General features: G+C 51.9%; 14 protein-coding genes. 12 read left to right on the top strand and 2 right to left on the bottom strand.

The annotated features are described in order from the left end of the window. Positions 1–165 precede the first annotated feature (165 nt). From NST44_RS15765 to ylqF, 5 genes are all read left to right on the top strand, one after another. Positions 166–1791: a collagen-like repeat preface domain-containing protein gene (locus tag NST44_RS15765; RefSeq protein ID WP_007132097.1), complete on the top strand. Its 1626-nt coding sequence runs from the start codon at positions 166–168 to the stop codon at positions 1789–1791. Between the two features lie 75 nt (positions 1792–1866). Beyond that, positions 1867–2010, top strand: a complete 144-nt coding sequence (locus NST44_RS15770) for a hypothetical protein (protein WP_007132096.1) — start codon at positions 1867–1869, stop codon at positions 2008–2010. A 228-nt stretch (positions 2011–2238) separates the two neighbouring features. After that, positions 2239–2583: a 50S ribosomal protein L19 gene (rplS, locus tag NST44_RS15775; RefSeq protein WP_007132095.1), complete on the top strand. Its 345-nt coding sequence runs from the start codon at positions 2239–2241 to the stop codon at positions 2581–2583. Between the two features lie 101 nt (positions 2584–2684). Continuing rightward, positions 2685–3296 carry a signal peptidase I gene (gene lepB / locus NST44_RS15780; RefSeq protein WP_007132094.1) on the top strand — a complete coding sequence of 204 codons (612 nt, stop codon included), beginning with the start codon at positions 2685–2687 and terminating at the stop codon, positions 3294–3296. A gap of 58 nt (positions 3297–3354) precedes the next feature. Further along, complete coding sequence (ylqF, locus tag NST44_RS15785) at positions 3355–4221, top strand: ribosome biogenesis GTPase YlqF (protein ID WP_007132093.1); 867 nt, start codon at positions 3355–3357, stop codon at positions 4219–4221. 126 nt (positions 4222–4347) lie between these two features. Here ylqF and NST44_RS15790 read toward each other — a convergent pair whose 3' ends face one another. Beyond that, positions 4348–5382 carry a LacI family DNA-binding transcriptional regulator gene (locus NST44_RS15790; protein WP_007132092.1) on the bottom strand — a complete coding sequence of 345 codons (1035 nt, stop codon included), beginning with the start codon at positions 5380–5382 and terminating at the stop codon, positions 4348–4350. Positions 5383–5867: 485 nt separating this feature from the next. Here NST44_RS15790 and NST44_RS15795 point away from each other — a divergent pair, with 485 nt between their 5' ends. The 7 genes from NST44_RS15795 (at position 5868) to NST44_RS15825 (ending at position 16499) form a co-directional block, all read left to right on the top strand. Beyond that, positions 5868–6797: an ABC transporter permease gene (locus NST44_RS15795; RefSeq protein ID WP_050954082.1), complete on the top strand. Its 930-nt coding sequence runs from the start codon at positions 5868–5870 to the stop codon at positions 6795–6797. A gap of 16 nt (positions 6798–6813) precedes the next feature. Further along, complete coding sequence (locus NST44_RS15800; protein ID WP_007132090.1) at positions 6814–7695, top strand: carbohydrate ABC transporter permease; 882 nt, start codon at positions 6814–6816, stop codon at positions 7693–7695. A 43-nt stretch (positions 7696–7738) separates the two neighbouring features. After that, on the top strand, positions 7739–9337 hold the full coding sequence (locus tag NST44_RS15805) for an ABC transporter substrate-binding protein (protein ID WP_028406846.1): 1599 nt from the start codon (positions 7739–7741) through the stop codon (positions 9335–9337). 78 nt (positions 9338–9415) lie between these two features. After that, positions 9416–10879 carry a glycoside hydrolase family 32 protein gene (locus tag NST44_RS15810; RefSeq protein ID WP_213617091.1) on the top strand — a complete coding sequence of 488 codons (1464 nt, stop codon included), beginning with the start codon at positions 9416–9418 and terminating at the stop codon, positions 10877–10879. A gap of 38 nt (positions 10880–10917) precedes the next feature. Beyond that, positions 10918–11808: an ROK family protein gene (locus NST44_RS15815; RefSeq protein WP_007132087.1), complete on the top strand. Its 891-nt coding sequence runs from the start codon at positions 10918–10920 to the stop codon at positions 11806–11808. A 144-nt stretch (positions 11809–11952) separates the two neighbouring features. After that, positions 11953–15765: a GH32 C-terminal domain-containing protein gene (locus NST44_RS15820; RefSeq protein ID WP_213617089.1), complete on the top strand. Its 3813-nt coding sequence runs from the start codon at positions 11953–11955 to the stop codon at positions 15763–15765. 164 nt (positions 15766–15929) lie between these two features. Further along, complete coding sequence (locus NST44_RS15825; RefSeq protein WP_340901445.1) at positions 15930–16499, top strand: YdcF family protein; 570 nt, start codon at positions 15930–15932, stop codon at positions 16497–16499. 305 nt (positions 16500–16804) lie between these two features. On the opposite strand, the gene NST44_RS15830 is transcribed toward NST44_RS15825, so the two are convergent. Next, the gene (locus NST44_RS15830; protein ID WP_244869302.1) at positions 16805–17686 is read right to left on the bottom strand and encodes an RNA polymerase sigma factor; all 882 of its coding nucleotides are present in this window, start codon (positions 17684–17686) and stop codon (positions 16805–16807) included. Between the last annotated feature and the right edge of the window lie 93 nt (positions 17687–17779).

The raw sequence follows: 17779 nt of genomic DNA on the forward strand, positions 1-17779 counted from the left end.
GCTTTACATACAGTAATGATAGTCTGACTTGTTGAGAGGGTCATGAAATCGTACGGTGTCCATGGCACGGCTGCTTCAGTTGCCGGCATATTCTATAAGGATGAGTACTGTGCTTTAAGTAGTTTTATGGGGAGCGACAACGGAGCGTAGGGGTGAGAAGGACTTATGCGGGGGAGAAGAAACGGCGGGCGGCTGAGAGCAGGAATCCAGGAGGTTGGAACAGGCACAATTCGAGTAAGGAAGGCGCAATTGACCCAGTATATTACGTTGACGGAGCAGATAGCAGGATTGCTCAACGCCTTCGCGCAGCAGCCGGAATACGAGGATTTTACCAGAATCAAGACGACGCTGCAAAGCTTGAATGAGCTTGTCTCCGGGATGGGATTTACGTCTAAGGAGCGACGGGTTTTCCGGCAGAGTGTGCAGCAGGTAGCTACGATTCCCAATACGAATAACTTGCCGCATATATGGACGAGAATCGATGCCGTGCTTGCTCTGATTCGGTCTTACGGGGAGCGCATCGGTGTTGGAGAGGTGATTATCCAGGCTTTAACCGGTTTACAGGATGTTGCTCCGGGAGAGGGAATGTCCGGCACCGATCAAGCAGAGCCAGTGAATCTGACGAACCCGTCCCGGCTTGATCGTACAGCAGCTGATAAAGAGGCTGAACAGGGGACGAGAATGCGTCTTAGCGCCGTCGTGCAAGAGATGGACGAACAGCCGGGCCGCTTCGACGACGACTCCTCTCAGCAGCCTGCACTGCCCAAGCAGTCTACGGAAGAGATGTATACGCTTCAGCAGCCTAATGAGTCGGAAACGGTATCGGAGCGTTTAGATCAACAGCTGATGAGCGGCGCACACGCGCATGCGGGGGAAATCGCTGAGCAGGATAAGCAAGCCAATGCTCCGGAAACGGCACCGCACGCTTTACTGCCTGCCGCAAGGACAAGTTCAGAGGCTGCTCGGAAGGATACCGTCCAGGAGCACCCAGAAGGCTTGCAGAGAAGGCATGAGAAGGAGCCAGGTATCGCTGATGGCCAGGGGCGCACAGCTGCAATAGGGATGTCGGGGCCGACCGTTCCTGAGGGGAAGACATTACCGGTAGCTCCAACAGAACCGGAGGAGGGATCGGGGGAAGAGGAAGCGAGAACAACAGAGACCGTCTCGCCTGCGCCTCAGCAGGGACCTGGCAGCGCCTCCGGAGGAGCAGTGAATCGTCCAGTCGCGGTTACCGGTTCAGCAGGCTTAAACAGGCCTGCAGGGGCCTCTGAATCGATTGAGGATGCCGAGTCTACAAGAGCATCCAGCTCAAGGGGACCGCATGGCCAGAAAAGCGAAACGGATCAAGCAAATCCTGCCCGTATCGAAGCGACCGGACCGGCAGGATCGGGCGTATCCGATCCGGTGGTCGGAGGCACCGTGCTGTATACCGGTGATGGCGGAAGCCAGCATGTCATGCCCCATTCGCCTGTCGCTTTTACCGCCAGTACACTGCAAGGGGTGTCTTTTAACGGCACCGATTCGTTAACGATTAGGTCAGCGGGCTTTTACTACTTGGAATGGAGGATATCACTCCCGCCCGGCCAAACAGCGCCTAGCTCGTTCGGGATTGTAATCGATGGTAATAAGAGCGGCACGGCAGGCCTTTCTTCGAATTCGGGCAAAGCCTTAGTGTCAGGATCCGCCGTCTTGAATTGTAGTGTTGGCAATACCCTTGCCCTTTATAATCGATCGGAGGCAGCAGTAACGGTAAAAGCCTCCCAACTATCGATATCCAAAATCAGAAATTAGTTTGTTGGTGCATCGTTCTATCTGTTGGGTAATAAGTATTTGTGATCAACGAGAAGTACTAGGAGGTATACGGAAATGACGGAACGTACCAATCATTACGAATCCAGCAGCGAAAAAAACGAAAATGCCGATGTCCAATTCCGCACGGTGGACGACATCCTCGAATATTACAGCAAGCGCCATAAAGGCATCCAGGATACAAAAGAATCCGTAAACTAATGAATCCCAAAGCCACTTTCGGTGTTAGCCGGCGGTGGTTTTTTAATTCGGCGATGCCAGGATATGGATGACCGAGGAGGCTGATTAACAATTTCACTTGATTCAGCCCATAAAATATGTTAATATTTCTTTTGTTGTGAGTACGGTGGTCCGCTGCGGATAATGAAGGAAACAATACATGATTTCCGGAAGATGCAAGAACGCCTGTGTGAGAGGAGGGAGTCCTAGATGAATATCGTACAAGCGATTACTCAAGAACAACTGCGCAAGGATATTCCGAGCTTTCGTCCTGGTGACACTTTGAAAGTGCACGTTAAGGTTATCGAGGGATCTCGTGAGCGTATCCAGCTGTTCGAAGGTGTAGTAATTAAACGTCGCGGTGGCGGAATCAGTGAGACTTTTACAGTTCGTAAAATTTCTTACGGTGTTGGTGTGGAAAGAACTTTCCCAATCAACTCGCCAAAAATCGAGAAAATCGAAGTGGCTCGCCGTGGTAAAGTGCGTCGTGCGAAGCTTTATTATCTTCGTGAACTGCGCGGTAAAGCAGCGAGAATTAAAGAAATTCGTCGTTAATTACAAGGCGGTAAAGGGGGCTTGTGCGTATATACAAGCCCCTTTTGTATATCCAAAATTTGCGATAGAACGAAGTAATCGTTAGAGAAGGACGGTGGATTATGCAGAAAAATCATGAGGGAGCAATGGATCCTGGTGTGGAGAAACCAGCCAAGAAGGCAAAGAATGAGTTATTGGAATGGCTGAAGGCACTTCTCATCGCGCTGGTACTCGTTGTTCTGATTCGCTGGCTTCTCTTCAAACCGTTTATCGTACAAGGTCCATCTATGGAGCCTAACTTTGTATCCAATCAAAAGCTGATCGTAAATGAGATCCTGTACGATTTCCGCAAGCCGGAGCGGGGGGAAGTCATTGTGTTCCATGTACCGGACGAAGGCAGGGATTTCATTAAGCGTGTCATCGCCGTTGCAGGAGACACTGTAAAAGTGGAAGGCGATAAGGTGTTTGTCAATGGAGAGCAAATCAATGAAACCTACATACAGGAAGCAATTGATCAGGCCCATGCTGAAGGCAGATTATACAACAATACGGATTTCCCGAATTCCTTCGTAACGGAAGGGGTCGTGCCTGAAGGGCATGTATTTGTGATGGGAGACAACCGGTCGAACAGCACCGACAGCCGGATGATTGGATATGTCCCTTTGGGGGATATTATTGGTCGGGCCGATTTGGTTTTTTGGCCGCTGAAAGATATTGGGATCGTCAATCATTAACGGTTTCGATCTAGTTTACAGTACAAGTTGTTTTCAGAGTATAGTGAGGTGACGACGTTTGACAATACAATGGTTCCCCGGACATATGACCAAAGCGCGCCGCCAAATTCAGGAGAAGCTGAAGCTCATCGATGCGGTCATCGAGCTGATCGATGCCAGGCTTCCACTCTCCAGCCGAAACCCGATGGTTGATGAGATTCTGCAGGGCAAGCCGCGGCTGATGCTCATGAATAAAGCCGATTTGGCGGATCCCGAAGTTACGCGGCAGTGGATCGCTTATTTCAAAGAACAAGGACAGCCGGCCTTCCCGGTTGACGCTTCCACCGGAACGGGAGTCAAGGAGATTCCCGGCCAGATCAAGCTGCTGCTCAAGGAGAAGATCGACAAGCAGATCGCCAAGGGCATGAACCCGCGCGCGATGCGCGTCTTGATCGTGGGCATACCGAATGTGGGCAAATCTACCCTGATCAATCGGCTAGCCGGCCGGAACATTGCGGAGACGGGAGATCGGCCGGGAGTCACCAAGGGCCAGCAATGGATCAAGGTTACCGGCGGCGAGATGGAGCTGCTGGATACCCCGGGTATCCTGTGGCCGAAATTCGAGGATCAGAATGTAGGATACCGGTTGGCCGTGACCGGAGCGATCAAAGAGGAAATTTTGAACGTGGAGGATATTGCGTTCTTTGCAATCAAATATTTCTCCAAGTACTATTGGGACGCGATGAGCGAGCGCTTCGATCTGAAGGAGCGTCCGAGCGATTTCGAGAATCCGGATGAGATCGTGTCCGTCATGGAGGCCATCGGCCGGAAGCGGGGATGCATCGTGAGCGGAGGAAGGGTGGATCTGGAGAAGGCCTCCAGCATCTTCCTGCGCGAGCTGCGTGCAGGGAAGCTGGGCCGCTACTCCATGGAATCCCCATATTAAGCCGTTCATCATAACCGTTCGCATGCAAGAGCTGCGAGCCCGGTAAAGATCAAAAAAACCGTCCTTCGGTGTTAGCCGACAGGTCGGTTTTTTTTGTCCTGAAGAATAGTGAAGAGCTGGCAATCCTTAGTCCCCTGTCGATTCGCGAAAGATCGGCTTGGTCTGGATATGGGTGACTTGGTAAGGCTGTGAAGGCTCTTTGATCCGGGATAACAGCATGTTTGCTGCCGTAATCCCCATTTCGTTGCTGTAAATGTGGACCGTCGTCAAATGAGGCTCAACGATGCGCGATTCGTTGGCGTTGTCAAATCCGGTGACGACGATGTCCTCCGGAATGTGAAGGTCTTTGTTTTTGAGCGCTTTCATGACATTCACCGCAATAAAATCATTGGCGCATACGAAGCCGGAAGGCAGATGCTTCATCTCACCCAGCCGCTTGTCCATCCAATCGGAATCGGAGAAAAATTCCCGGTCCGGGTTCAAGACGCACTGGTTAAGGTCCAAGGAAATGCCCTTCTCGTTCAATGCGCGCGTGAAGCCCGTCCAGCGCTCATGGAAGCTTTTGCAATGATGATAATCCCCGATAAATCCTAAAGTTCTGCACCCCTTATCGATCAGCTGCTTCGTTAAACGGTACGTGCTGTGCTCGTTCTCCATCAGCAGCAGGTCGGCCTCCAGATCAGGGTAGAACAGGTCTGCCGCGCAGTCGATGAAGATGGTCGGCAGGCCGAGGCTTGTAATCTTCTTGCTGTACTCCAAATCAAACAGCTCAATGCAGATCATCCCGTCCACCTTGGAGGCCTCGAAATTGTTGGGCAGCATGAGCGAGGCCCGATCGATGTCCCTGACGATATGAATGGATAAATTATAGCCTTCGGCGCTGATCCGCTTCTCCAATCCGCTGATGAGCCGTGAGCCAAAGTGGGAGTTGCTCGGCATATTCGCCGTGAGCAATGCGATATTGCCCGGAGGTTTTGTCATAAGATTGTCCGATTCCATGTACGCAAACTGCTTATATTTTAGCTCGATCGCTTTCTTAATGACCTTATTGCGGGTCTCGTCCGGGATGCTGGCGCTGCCGTTGAGCGCCTTGGACGCCGTGTTCCTAGAAATGCCGAGCGCATCGGCGATGTCCTGGATTGTGACTTTCTCTTTTGCCATGTACGGGAGTTCACCTCGAATTCAAATTCAAACCTAAAGTCCGCAGGGCGGCCGTTATGACTTGCGGCTTGATTACCTTATGTCCAATGTATAATAGATCAGACAAAATAGCAACTTAAACTTTACAAATGCACAATTATATTTACATTTACACACGCTGATAAAGTGATATAAAGCAGGGCAATCAGCCTGGATTTTTTATTATGTATCACTTAACAAGGGGTTTGGGGGGGCGTTCCCTACCAAGCTTTAATTCATGATTTAACAGACATTTCAGTGTATAAGCTAAACATATTGAACATTTATTTATTATCAAATGCACAAAAATAAATTTACAAAAGTTATTGACTCGTTGGGCATCCTTTGTTAAATTGTAAAAGCAATGAACAACCGCAGTGGGAAAATGAAAACCCTTACTGTAAACTTTTTTGAGTGAAACGGAGGTAGAAGGTTTGGAAAGCTCGGCAGAAATCGATCAACAGTCTATGGTGCGCAGAGAGAGGCGATCCGCGGGGAAGGGGCTCGAATTCCTGAAAAAAAACTACTTTCTGTACATCCTGCTTGCTCCGGCGCTTATACTGACCCTTATTTTCAAATATGTGCCGATGTACGGCGCGATCATTGCCTTCAAGGACTTCAGCCCGATCAAAGGGATTTTGGGGAGCGAATGGGTGGGGCTGAAGCATTTCGAGAAGTTTCTATCTTCGCCTAATTTCGATGTCATTTTTATGAATACGCTTAAACTAAGCTTTTTCGGCCTCATCTTCAGCTTCCCGGTGCCTATCATTTTGGCGCTGATGCTGAATCAGATCCGCAGAGCATCCGTGAAGAAAAATATTCAGCTCTTCCTGTACGCCCCCAATTTTATTTCGGTTGTCGTCATTGTCGGGATGCTCTTCATCTTCTTGTCGCCGACCGGTCCGATTAACCAGTTCGTGATCTGGATCACGGGCGAGCCTCTCATGTTCATGTCGAAGCCGGAGTATTTCCGATGGATTTATATATTATCGGATATTTGGCAGGGAGCCGGATGGGCATCGATCATTTATGTGGCGGCACTCGCGAACGTCGATCCGGAGCTGCATAACGCTGCTAGCCTGGACGGCGCCAATCTGCTCCAACGAATCCGCAACATCGATCTTCCGACGATCCGGCCGATCATGGCCATCGTATTCATTCTCGCGGCCGGCGGCATCATGTCGATCGGGTTTGAAAAGGCCTACTTGATGCAAACCTCGATGAACCTTCCGGCTTCCGAGATTATCGCAACCTATGTGTACAAGGTCGGCTTGCAATCGGGTGACTATGCCTATTCCGCCGCGGTGGGACTCTTTAACTCGGTCATTAACGTCATCCTGCTGATCTCGGTAAACTTCATCGTCAAGAAACTAAATGAGGGAGAAGGCCTCTACTAGGAAGGAGTTAAATTGTATGGCCGTCAAGCACTCGCGGTTCGACCGTTTTCTGTTAACGATCATCGGAATTTTTCTTACTCTTGCCGTCCTCATCGTCGTCGTGCCGCTGGTTTACATTGTCGTGGCTTCGTTTATGGATCCGACGGTGCTGCTGAGCAAGGGACTCTCGTTTAACTTGTCGGATTGGAGCCTCGAAGGCTACAAAAAAATTCTGTCCAATCCTGCGATGGTTCGAGGGTTCGGGAACGCCGTGTTTTATTCGGCAGCCTTTGCGTTTGTCACCGTAACCGTATCGGTCTGTGCCGGATATGCCCTTTCCGAAAATAGGCTCGCCGGCCGGCATGTATTCATGACCTTGTTTATCATCACGATGTTCTTCGGCGGCGGACTGATTCCTACATACCTGCTGGTAAGGGAGCTGGGCATGCTGAATACGGTATGGGCTGTCATCATACCTGGAGCCGTCAACGTGTGGAATATTATTTTGTCCAGAACCTTCTTCAAGGGCATCCCGAAGGAGCTGAAAGAGGCGGCCAATGTGGATGGAGCATCGGATAAGCGGATTTTCTTCGGAATCGTGCTGCCTTTATCGAAGCCGATCATTTTTGTCCTTGCCCTATATGCATTTGTCGGCCAGTGGAACGCATTCTTCGATGCCATGATCTACCTGGAGGATCCGAAGCTGCACCCGCTGCAGCTGGTGCTCCGGTCGATCCTGATCCAAAACCAGGCGGCTCCCGGCATGATCAACGACCAGCTTGCCATGGCAGAGCTGAAGCGGCTGTCCGAGATGATCAAGTACTCCGCGATTGTCATCTCAAGCCTTCCGCTGCTTGTCATGTACCCGTTCTTCCAGAAATACTTCGAGAAAGGCGTCATGGTCGGTTCCTTGAAATAGGCACCCCCTGAGCATAAATAGCAATGATATGGAGGTCATTCGAATGAAAAAGACAAGAACCCAAAGAACCGCAGGCAAGGTCATGTCGATATCGGCGCTCGCTGCGCTGCTGCTCCTTTCCGGCTGCGGCGGGGGCGGCAAGGCGGAGAGCGAATCGCCGGACGGGAAGGTAACGCTCAACTTCCTGACGCAAAGCTCGCCGCTCGCGCCGGCCGACCCGAACGACAAATTGATCAACAAGCGACTGGAGGAGAAGACGGGCATTCATATCAACTGGAAAAATTACACCAGCGACGTTTTTGCGGAGAAACGGAATTTGGCCGTAGCCAGCGGCGATCTCCCGGACGCGATCTTTGACGCCGGATACGGCGATTACGATCTGCTGAAGCTGGCCAAGGACGGGGTCATCATCCCCGTCGAGGATTTGATCGACCAGCATATGCCGAATTTCAAAAAGGTGCTGGAGCAAGCCCCAGAATACCGAAGTTTGATTACGGCACCGGATGGACATATTTATTCGTTTCCGTGGATCGAAGAGCTGGGATCCGGCAAGGAGCGCATTCAATCGGTCGATAACTTCCCGTGGATCAATGTCGAGTGGCTGAACAAGCTCGGGCTTGAGATGCCGACGACGACCGAGGAGTTGAAAGAGGTGCTGATCGCGTTCAAGACGCAGGACCCGAACGGAAACGGACAAGCGGATGAAATTCCGCTATCGTTCATCAATAAGCCGGGCGGCGAGGATCTGACCTTCCTTTTTGCATCATTCGGGCTTGGAGAGAACTGGGATCATACCGTGGTCACCGACGATGGAAAGGTCGTCTTCACCGCAGCGGAAGAAGGCTATAAAGATGCCGTGAAGTTTGTGAATGAGCTGTACGAGGAAGGACTTATCGATATCGAAGCGTTCCAGCAGGATTGGAACACCTATCTCGCCAAAGGCAAAGACCATCGATACGGATTGTACTTCACTTGGGATAAAGCGAACATTACCGGCATGAACGATGCTTATGATCTGATGCCGCCGCTTGCCGGTCCGAGCGGGGAGAAGAATGTCACCCGCACGAACGGAATCGGTCTTGACCGCGGCCGAATGGTCATTACAAGCAGCAACAAGCATCTGGAAGAGACCGCTAAATGGGTCGATCAGCTGTATGAGCCGCTGCAGTCGGTACAGAACAACTGGGGGACATACGGAGACGATACGCAGCAGAATATCTTCGAGCTGGACGAGGAGAAGGGAATGCTGAAGCATCTTCCGCTTGAAGGAACCGCCCCGGTCGAACTGCGTCAAAAAACGAGCATTGCGGGGCCGCTCGCAATCCTCGACGAATATTACGGCAAATATACCACGATGCCGGATGACGCGGCATGGAGGCTGAAGCTGATGAAGGATGTCATGGTACCGCATATGAAAGCGGAGAATACGTATCCGAAGGTGTTCTTCTCCATCGAGGAGCTGGACCGGTTGTCCACCATCGAAACGGATTTATTCCCGTACCTGGAGAGAATGCGCACCGAATGGTACCAGAACGGAAAAATCGATCAGGAATGGGATGCTTATCTGAAGGAGCTGGACCGTCTTGGACTGCAGGAATGGCTGTCCATCAAACAGGCGGGATATGATCGCAGCACGAAATAAGGACTCAGCAGCCGTGCGGTTTCCGAATATGGCTCACGGCTGCTCTTTTATATGACTACAACTAAAGGAGCACAGATCATGTCAACGATTACACAGGATAACTACCGGGGCGTATATCATTTTTCCCCGAAGCAGAATTGGATGAACGATCCGAACGGGATGGTCTTTTTCAAGGGAGAGTACCATTTATTTTATCAGCATCATCCGTTCGGTACGACTTGGGGACCGATGCATTGGGGGCATGCGGTCAGCAAGGATTTGGTGGCATGGGAAGAGCTTCCGATCGCGCTCTTGCCCGATGAGCACGGCATGATATTTTCCGGCAGCGCCGTTGTCGATTGGCACAATACGACCGGGTTCTTCGATGACGAGCCGGGACTGGTTGCCATCTTTACGCATCATGTCGAAGCTGCCGGCGGCACCGAAGTCAAGCAGTACCAAAGCCTCGCTTACAGCAAAGACAGCGGGAGGACGTGGACGAAATATGCCGGAAATCCGGTACTGAAGCATGAGAGCTACGTTGACTTTCGCGATCCCAAGGTATTCTGGCATGAAGCGACGAAGAGATGGGTCATGATCGTGGCATGCGGACAGACGGTCTGCATCTTTACGTCTCCTGATTTGAAGGATTGGGCTTTTGGAAGCGAGTTCGGTGAAGGGATCGGATCCCACGACGGGGTATGGGAGTGTCCGGACCTGTTCCCGCTGCCGGTCGGCGAAGGGATGACGAAGTGGGTGATGCTCGTTAGCATCGGCGACAATCCGGCGTATGCCGAAGGCTCCCGAACGCAGTTTTTTACCGGTGAGTTCGACGGAGCGTGCTTTAAGCCCGATGAAGCGTCGGCTAGCCGGATCCGCTGGCTCGATCACGGACGGGATAATTACGCCGGCGTCAGCTGGTCGGATATCCCGGAAGCGGATGGCAGGCGTCTATTTATCGGCTGGATGAGCAACTGGAAGTATGCAAACCAGACACCGACTTCCGGCTATCGGGGGGCCATGACCACGGTACGCGAGCTGAAGCTGGAAGAACGCGACGGCGTGGCGGAACTGATTCAGCAGCCGGCGCGTGAGCTGGAGCGTTACCGGAGACCGGTTGTGTCCATTGAGCGGGCAGACGCAGCTACGGTGGCTGCAAAGCTGTCGAAGCTCCGGCTGGACAGCTATGAAATCCATGCGGTCATCAAAGCTGACAGCGCCATTGCGTTTAAAATAAGAATCGGGCCGGAGCAGGAGACGGTCATCGGGTACAACGGCCCAGCATCCGAGGTTTATGTGGATCGGTCCAGGTCCGGCATTTCGGATTTCCACCCCGCGTTTCCCGGAAGACACGCAGCGCAAATGAAAACCAAGGATGAGCATGTGGAGCTTCGGATATTGGTCGACCGTTCCTCCGTCGAAGTGTTTGCAGGCGGCGGTCAGATCGTCTTCACGGACCTGATCTATCCGGATAAAGCATCGATGAGCTTGACCGTAGAAGCGGGCGACGCCGAGCAAGCAGAAGTGATCCGATCTCTTCGTCTCTACGAATTGTCGTTGTAACACGCAAAAATATATAGCCAGGTTAGGAGCATGAAGATATGCGTATCGGAGCAATTGAGGCAGGAGGCACCAAGTTTCTCTGCGGCGTTGGCAATGAGCTTGGGATCATGGAGGATGTCGTCCATTTTCCGACAGAGCATCCGGATGTTACGCTGTCCCGCGTCATTTCCTACTTCAGCGAAAAAAATGTGGATGCGATCGGCATCGGCTCATTCGGCCCGATCGATTTGAAGCCCAGCAGCACTACATACGGGTTCGTGACAACGACGCCGAAGCAGGGCTGGGGACATTGCGACGTGCTCGGGAAACTGAAGAAACATTATGATGTGCCATACGGTTGGGATACGGACGTGAACGCGGCAGCCTACGGCGAAACGGTGTGGGGAGCGGCAAAAGGCCTGGGCAGCTGCGTTTATATAACGATCGGTACCGGCGTAGGGGTCGGCGTATATGCCGAAGGCAGGCTCGTCCATGGACTGGTTCATCCGGAAGGAGGCCATGTCCTGATAAGACGCCATCCTGACGATCAATATGCAGGGGCTTGTCCTTATCACGGAGATTGCTTCGAGGGCATGGCTGCCGGCCCGGCGATCGAAGCGCGCTGGGGCGTGAAAGGCGATCAGCTGCCGGCAGACCACCCGGCCTGGCCTATGGAAGCCTACTATATCGCCCAGGCCGTTGCAGGGATCATTTTGACGCATTCCCCGGAGAAGATCATTCTGGGCGGCGGCGTCATGCAGCAGGCCCATCTGTTTCCGCTGGTCCGTTCCGAAGTTCAACGGATATTAAACGGCTATGTGCAGGCGGATGAAATTATGAACCGGATCGAGGAATATATCATTCCACCCGGTTTGGGCTCTCAAGCCGGACTTTACGGTGCGCTGGCACTGGGATTAAAGGCGATTCAAGACCGCCGTTCCGCCGTTTAGCAGCGATTTCTTATGCGATGGCTGCTCTGCAGCCGCAGGGCAGCTTTCGTCATAGGGACGGGGAAGATTACGAAAAAGGAGTGCAAGATCATCAGCTGCGAATAGGGAAGTTTTAAATACAAGGTTGGATTTGGAGGGAGTATGATGAAATGGTTCGCAAAATTAATCCTGTCTCTAAGCTTGGCTGTCGTGATGGCTGCTTCGAGCGCTGCAATATCGTTCGGCGCTTCCAATTCGAGCTTGGATACCCATGCCAGTTTGGTTACCCAGCTGGACAGCGCAGCTTCGGAAGCTGCAGAAGGGAAAAGCGCGATGATTAATGAAAGCGCAATCAACTCGAATGTAACGGGATGGAAGCTGCATGGCAAAGGGCGGATGGAGGTAACAGGGGAGGGACTTCGGCTAACATCGGATCCGCAAGAGAATGTGATGGCCATATCGGAAACGGTCGCCGACGATTTTATTTATGAGGCCGATGTTATGGTAACGGATCCCCAGGCAGATGCCACCCTTCTGTTCCGCTCCGGTGAAGACGGGTGGAGCTCGTACATGCTGCAGCTCGCTCTCGGTGCCGGCGTTATCCGCCTGAAGGATGCTAGCGGCGGGGAAGGTGTCCTTAATGTCGAACGGAAGGTCGAAGCGAAACCGGGAGACATATACCATCTAAGAGTCAAAGCGGAAGGAACCCGGCTTCAGGTTTACTGGGGGCAGCAATATGAACCGGTCATTGATACGGAAGCCGCTGCGCATCGGACGGGCCGCCTCGGGCTGCACGTCTGGAACGGTTCAGCGCTGTTTCAAAACATCCGGGTCAGCGATATGTCTGGCAATACGTTGGAGCCCATCTCCTCCCAAGGATTATGGCAGCCGGATTTGAAGGGGCTCAAAGGCACGGGAGAGGACGGGCTGGAAGCCAAGAAAGTATTCCGGAACCATGAGGCGGATGTTGTGCTTGAAGGCGATCTGATCCTGAACGGGCAAGGCTCGGCCGGCTTATTATTCAGAAGCAATGCGCAGGGAACGGAAGGGTATGCCGCTGTTCTTCAGGGAGAGGGGGAGCGGGTAAGGGTCTATTTAAAAAAGGCCGACGGGACGATCCTTCACGAATCCCGTGTGACTTATCCGAGTCAACGGGAAAGCCGGCATCATCTGGAAGTAAAAGCGATCGGGGAACGGATTCAAATATTCGTAGACGGTTATGAGCCGGCTGCGATCGACATGGTCGATACGGCCTTCCCTAGCGGATATCACGGTGTTATGGCCAGCTCCGGAATCGCTTATTTTCAAGACGTTTATATAACGCCCTATGCCAGCTACTATACCGAGAAGTATCGGCCGCAGTATCATTACAGTCCGATTCGGGGCTCGGCAAGCGATCCGAACGGACTGGTATATTTTGAAGGGGAGTATCATCTCTTTCACCAGGACGGCGGACAGTGGGCGCATGCTGTCAGCCGGGATCTGATTCATTGGAAACGGCTGCCGATTGCCCTGCCATGGAATGATCTCGGTCATGTCTGGTCCGGCTCCGCGGTTGCCGATACAACGAACGCTTCGGGTTTGTTCGGAAGCTCCGGAGGCAAAGGACTGATCGCCTACTATACCTCCTACAATCCGGACCGGCATAACGGCAATCAAAAAATCGGTCTTGCGTACAGCACCGACCGCGGGCGGACTTGGAAGTACTCGGAAGAGCATCCCGTTGTCATTGAAAATCCGGGGAAGACCGGCGAGGATCCGGGCGGATGGGATTTCCGCGATCCGAAGGTCGTCCGGGATGAGGCCAATAATCGCTGGGTGATGGTTGTATCGGGCGGCGACCATATCCGGTTGTTCACCTCTACCAATCTGCTGAATTGGACCTTGACCGATCAATTCGGATACGGAGCTTACATCCGCGGAGGCGTATGGGAATGTCCGGACCTGTTTCAGCTTCCGGTCGAAGGGAGCAAAAAGCGCAAATGGGTGCTGATGATCAGCACCGGTGCCAATCCGAACACGCAGGGCTCCGATGCCGAATATTTCATCGGTGACTTGACGCCCGAAGGCAAATTCATTAACGACAATCCGGCAGGCACTGTCCTGAAGACGGATTGGGGCAAAGAATACTATGCATCGATGTCTTTCTCCGATATGCCGGACGGGCGAAGAATCATGCTGGCCTGGATGACCAATTGGGATTATCCGTTCAGCTTTCCGACAACGGGGTGGAAGGGGCAGCTGAGCATTCCGAGACAAGTGTCGCTTAAGGAGACGGAGGAGGGAATCCGGATGCATCAGACTCCGATTGAAGAGCTCGCTCAGCTCCGAAGCCCCGTTCTGCACATCACCAACCGCGAGGTGGGGACTTCCGGCGAAAATCTGCTCAAAGGGATCACATCAGGCGCTTATGAAATCGAGGCGGAGCTGGAGCTGCCGCCAACCGGAGCCGCCTCCGAATTTGGGTTCCGGCTGCGTGAAGGTGACGGGCAGAGGACGCTTGTCGGTTACCGCGCAGCCGGCAGCAAGATGTTCGTAGACCGCTCCGCATCCGGCATGACGGATTTCTCGGACTTGTTCTCTACGCTGCACGAAGCCCCGCTCAAGCCTGAAGGCAACCGGATCAAGCTGCGAATATTGGTGGATGAATCCTCGGTAGAAGTGTTCGGCAATGACGGCAGGGTCGTATTCTCCGATGTCATCTTCCCGGATCCGGCCAGCAGAGGCATGAGCTTTTACAGTGAGGGCGGGAAGGTGAAGGTGGTATCGCTTCAAGTCCATGCATTGCAGCATATTTGGAGGGAGGATGAGGCGAAAGAGCCGCGGGTCGTTATGGATACCGAGACGCTTGAGCTATCCTTGGGACAGACCAAACCGCTCTTTGCTTCCATTGATAACGGACAGGGTAAAGGGGCAGACGGGATCGTTTGGTCGTCGAGCGATCCAAAGGTTGCGGAGGTAACGTCATCTGGACATTCGAGCACGGTGATCGTGGCGAAAGGAGAGGGAACTGCTCTCATTACCGCCTCGACGCCGAACGGAAAAGTATCGTCCGGCACGCGCGTGAATGTGACCAGCGGTGTCTTTCATACGAACCTTACCGGTTGGAAGTCGGACGTCTCAGCATCCCGATGGGTGCTGACCAAGGACGGCATCCGGGGCGGCCATATCGGCGATGCCGCATATATGTCGGACATATCCGCAGGCAATTTTACGTATGAGGGAGAAATAAGGCTTGGAGACAGCGGGGGTGCCGGATCCCTTCTATTCCGTGCCAGTAGGGACGGTCGCAGCGGATATTATGTGAATCTCGATCCGAATCTCAAGGCGATCCGGCTGTTTTACAAGGTGGAGGGGAGGTTCGAGGAGCGCCAGGTGCTCGCAAGAAAGGCGTCGTTTCTTCAGTCGGGAAGAACGTATCGGATTAAAGTCGAGGCGAACGGACCGCATATCCGGGTAGAGGTGGATGGCCAGGAGCTCGCGGACTTGGAGGACGGCACATTTGCTGAAGGCCGCTTCGGCGTGCACGTGTTCGGCGGCCAAGCGGCTTTCCAGCATCTCTATGCCAGCCATATGTCGAATGCCGAGCTTGAAGTGACCAAGATTGAAAATGCCGCCATGCCCAAAGCGCTGCATGCGGATCGTTCCCAGAACGGGGAGCCGGTTACGGTGCAAGCCCCTGACGGATCGGAGCATCAGCAGTGGATGCTCGTTCCGGCAGGGAGCGGGACCTATTCGATTCGAACGCTCGAAGGGAAGGCGCTGGATTTGGACACGGGCCAAAATCGGCTTCAACTTTACAGCTACCTCGGATTCAACAACCAGCGCTGGAGGCTTGAACCCAATCAGGACGGAACCGTGGCCATTGTTTCTCTCCATAACGGGCAAGCGCTGGAAGTGTCGGAAGACGGCACGAAGCTCCAGCTTGGCGAACCGGCGGGGCAGCGCAGGCAAGCGTGGAGGCTGGAGACGCCGTAACTCAAATAGCAAGGAACATGAGGACGCCATGTCGAATAAGAAAAACATGTTCGTTTACTCCCTTCGGTATCCTGTAAGGAACGAATATAAATCAGGGCCGTTTCGAACGTTTACTAGTTAATCTAAACGGGGAAAATACGCAGCCAATGACAGGAGGGGCTATGATGCCATTTCCATTCGACTGTATTAGCGACTTCATGTTTTTTGAATCAGAGGTGGACCAATCCGATGTTATTTTAATACCAGGTGCCAGCCATCCTCAACTTATGGAAAGGGCTGCAATGTTATTTCATCAGGGCATCGCTCCATGTATCCTGCCTTCTGGCGGCTCCACGCCGCATGTCGAAGCAACGGAATGGGAGTTTCTGAGAAATGTTGGAGTTTCACTAGGCGTTCCTCCAGAATCCATCCTGAAGGAAGATAAAGCAGCGAACACCTTTGAAAATGCGCGCTTGTCACTGGAAGTATTGCAGCAACATGGCATTCATCCCAGGAAGGTAGTACTGGTCTGTAAAAACTATCATGCTCGAAGAGCGCTTTTAACCTATCAATTTGTATTTCCAAGCGAGACGGTTTTTTATGTAAGCCCAGTGATCGACAAGACGGGGACTTCTAAAGACAACTGGCATCAAGATGAAGAAAAAATCAAATACGTAATGAACGAGCTTGAAAAAGTAGGGAAGTATTTCAGACCGGCTATATACCGACTGGGGTCGAGTAGAAGCAACAGTTAGAAGTTCAACGATCGGCAAACGGTCAAGGGGAAATGGATGCCCCGTTTCGAGAATCTAAGAAGAGCAAAAAGCCCGGTACATTGCCGGGCTTTTTGTGTTTGTATACCGATTACCTTTTTAAATAATCAACCATCCTCTGGTGCAATTCAAGCTCGGAGCATTGGAAGATCCGGTTAAAATCATGAGGATTACGGATCACTTCGTTTAACGTATCGATTCCATATTGCTCAATCACAAATTCCACGAACCTATAGGAGAACTGAAATCCTTTCATCGTTTCGAAGTCCCAGGTATCGTTATTCAATTCATTTGAACAAGTGGACGGTACTTTTCAAGATAGATTGATACGTATGCTCGGGTCCCGGGTTCAACGGAGATACGATTTTAAGAATATTCCCCTCATAAGTGTCCATAAACCAATTCGGCGCATCGGCTTCTCCTACTGCCCGATGGAAGGTTGGCAGATCGGGGTATATTTCAATGATTACTTTTCGCAATGGATCGTGATGGTATTTCGACGAGACTCGTTCAACATGGTTCCCGAGTTCAACGAACAAGTCATGATGCACCTTATTCAGACGCTGGTGCGTCCCCTCGCCGTCACCCTTATTGACAATGGAAATAAAATCTTGAATCGACATGATGGTGATGTCCCCCCATTCTTTCAGTTCTGTCCTTAGTTTTTCCAGAGAGCGGTACAATCTGTTCTTCACCGCGCTTTCACGCATGCCAACGATCTTGGCGACTTCAGGCAGCGTGCAGTCCACAAAAAAGCGTAATGCAATGCTTTCTTGGTCGAGCTCATTACATGCTTTAAACGCGGCTCCAATATCAATCCGATAATCAACATATTTCGTAAATTCAAGGGAGATCGATTGTGATTCGAAAGCCGTAAAATCGAATGGAGCTTCTTTTTTTCGCGACAGTCTCCGATATTCGTTTTTTAACGTATTCTGGGCAATCTTGAAGATCCATGTGAATACATTAGAGCCGGCTCTAAAGTTGTGAAAATTTTCGACAGCCTTCAAAAAGATCTGCTGCGTCAAATCATCCGCGGCCATGGGGTTCAATTTCACCGAAAAGTAGGTGCGGATTCTTTGACGATACAGCTTATACGTGCTTTCAAAGCTTGTAATGCTAGCCTGCTTATCCGGATAAACAGACTTGGTGTCCTGAGCTCCTGCCATTTTATAGAACCTCCTCTTGATTTACAATGAATTAGACACCGAAGAGAACCAAAAAGCCACGTACTTGCAAAAAAATATATGAATACATCGTTC

Origin of the sequence: Paenibacillus sp. FSL W8-0919 (genome assembly GCF_038003785.1) — a bacterium.
GTDB classification, from domain to species: Bacteria; Bacillota; Bacilli; order Paenibacillales; family Paenibacillaceae; genus Paenibacillus_AQ; species Paenibacillus_AQ lactis.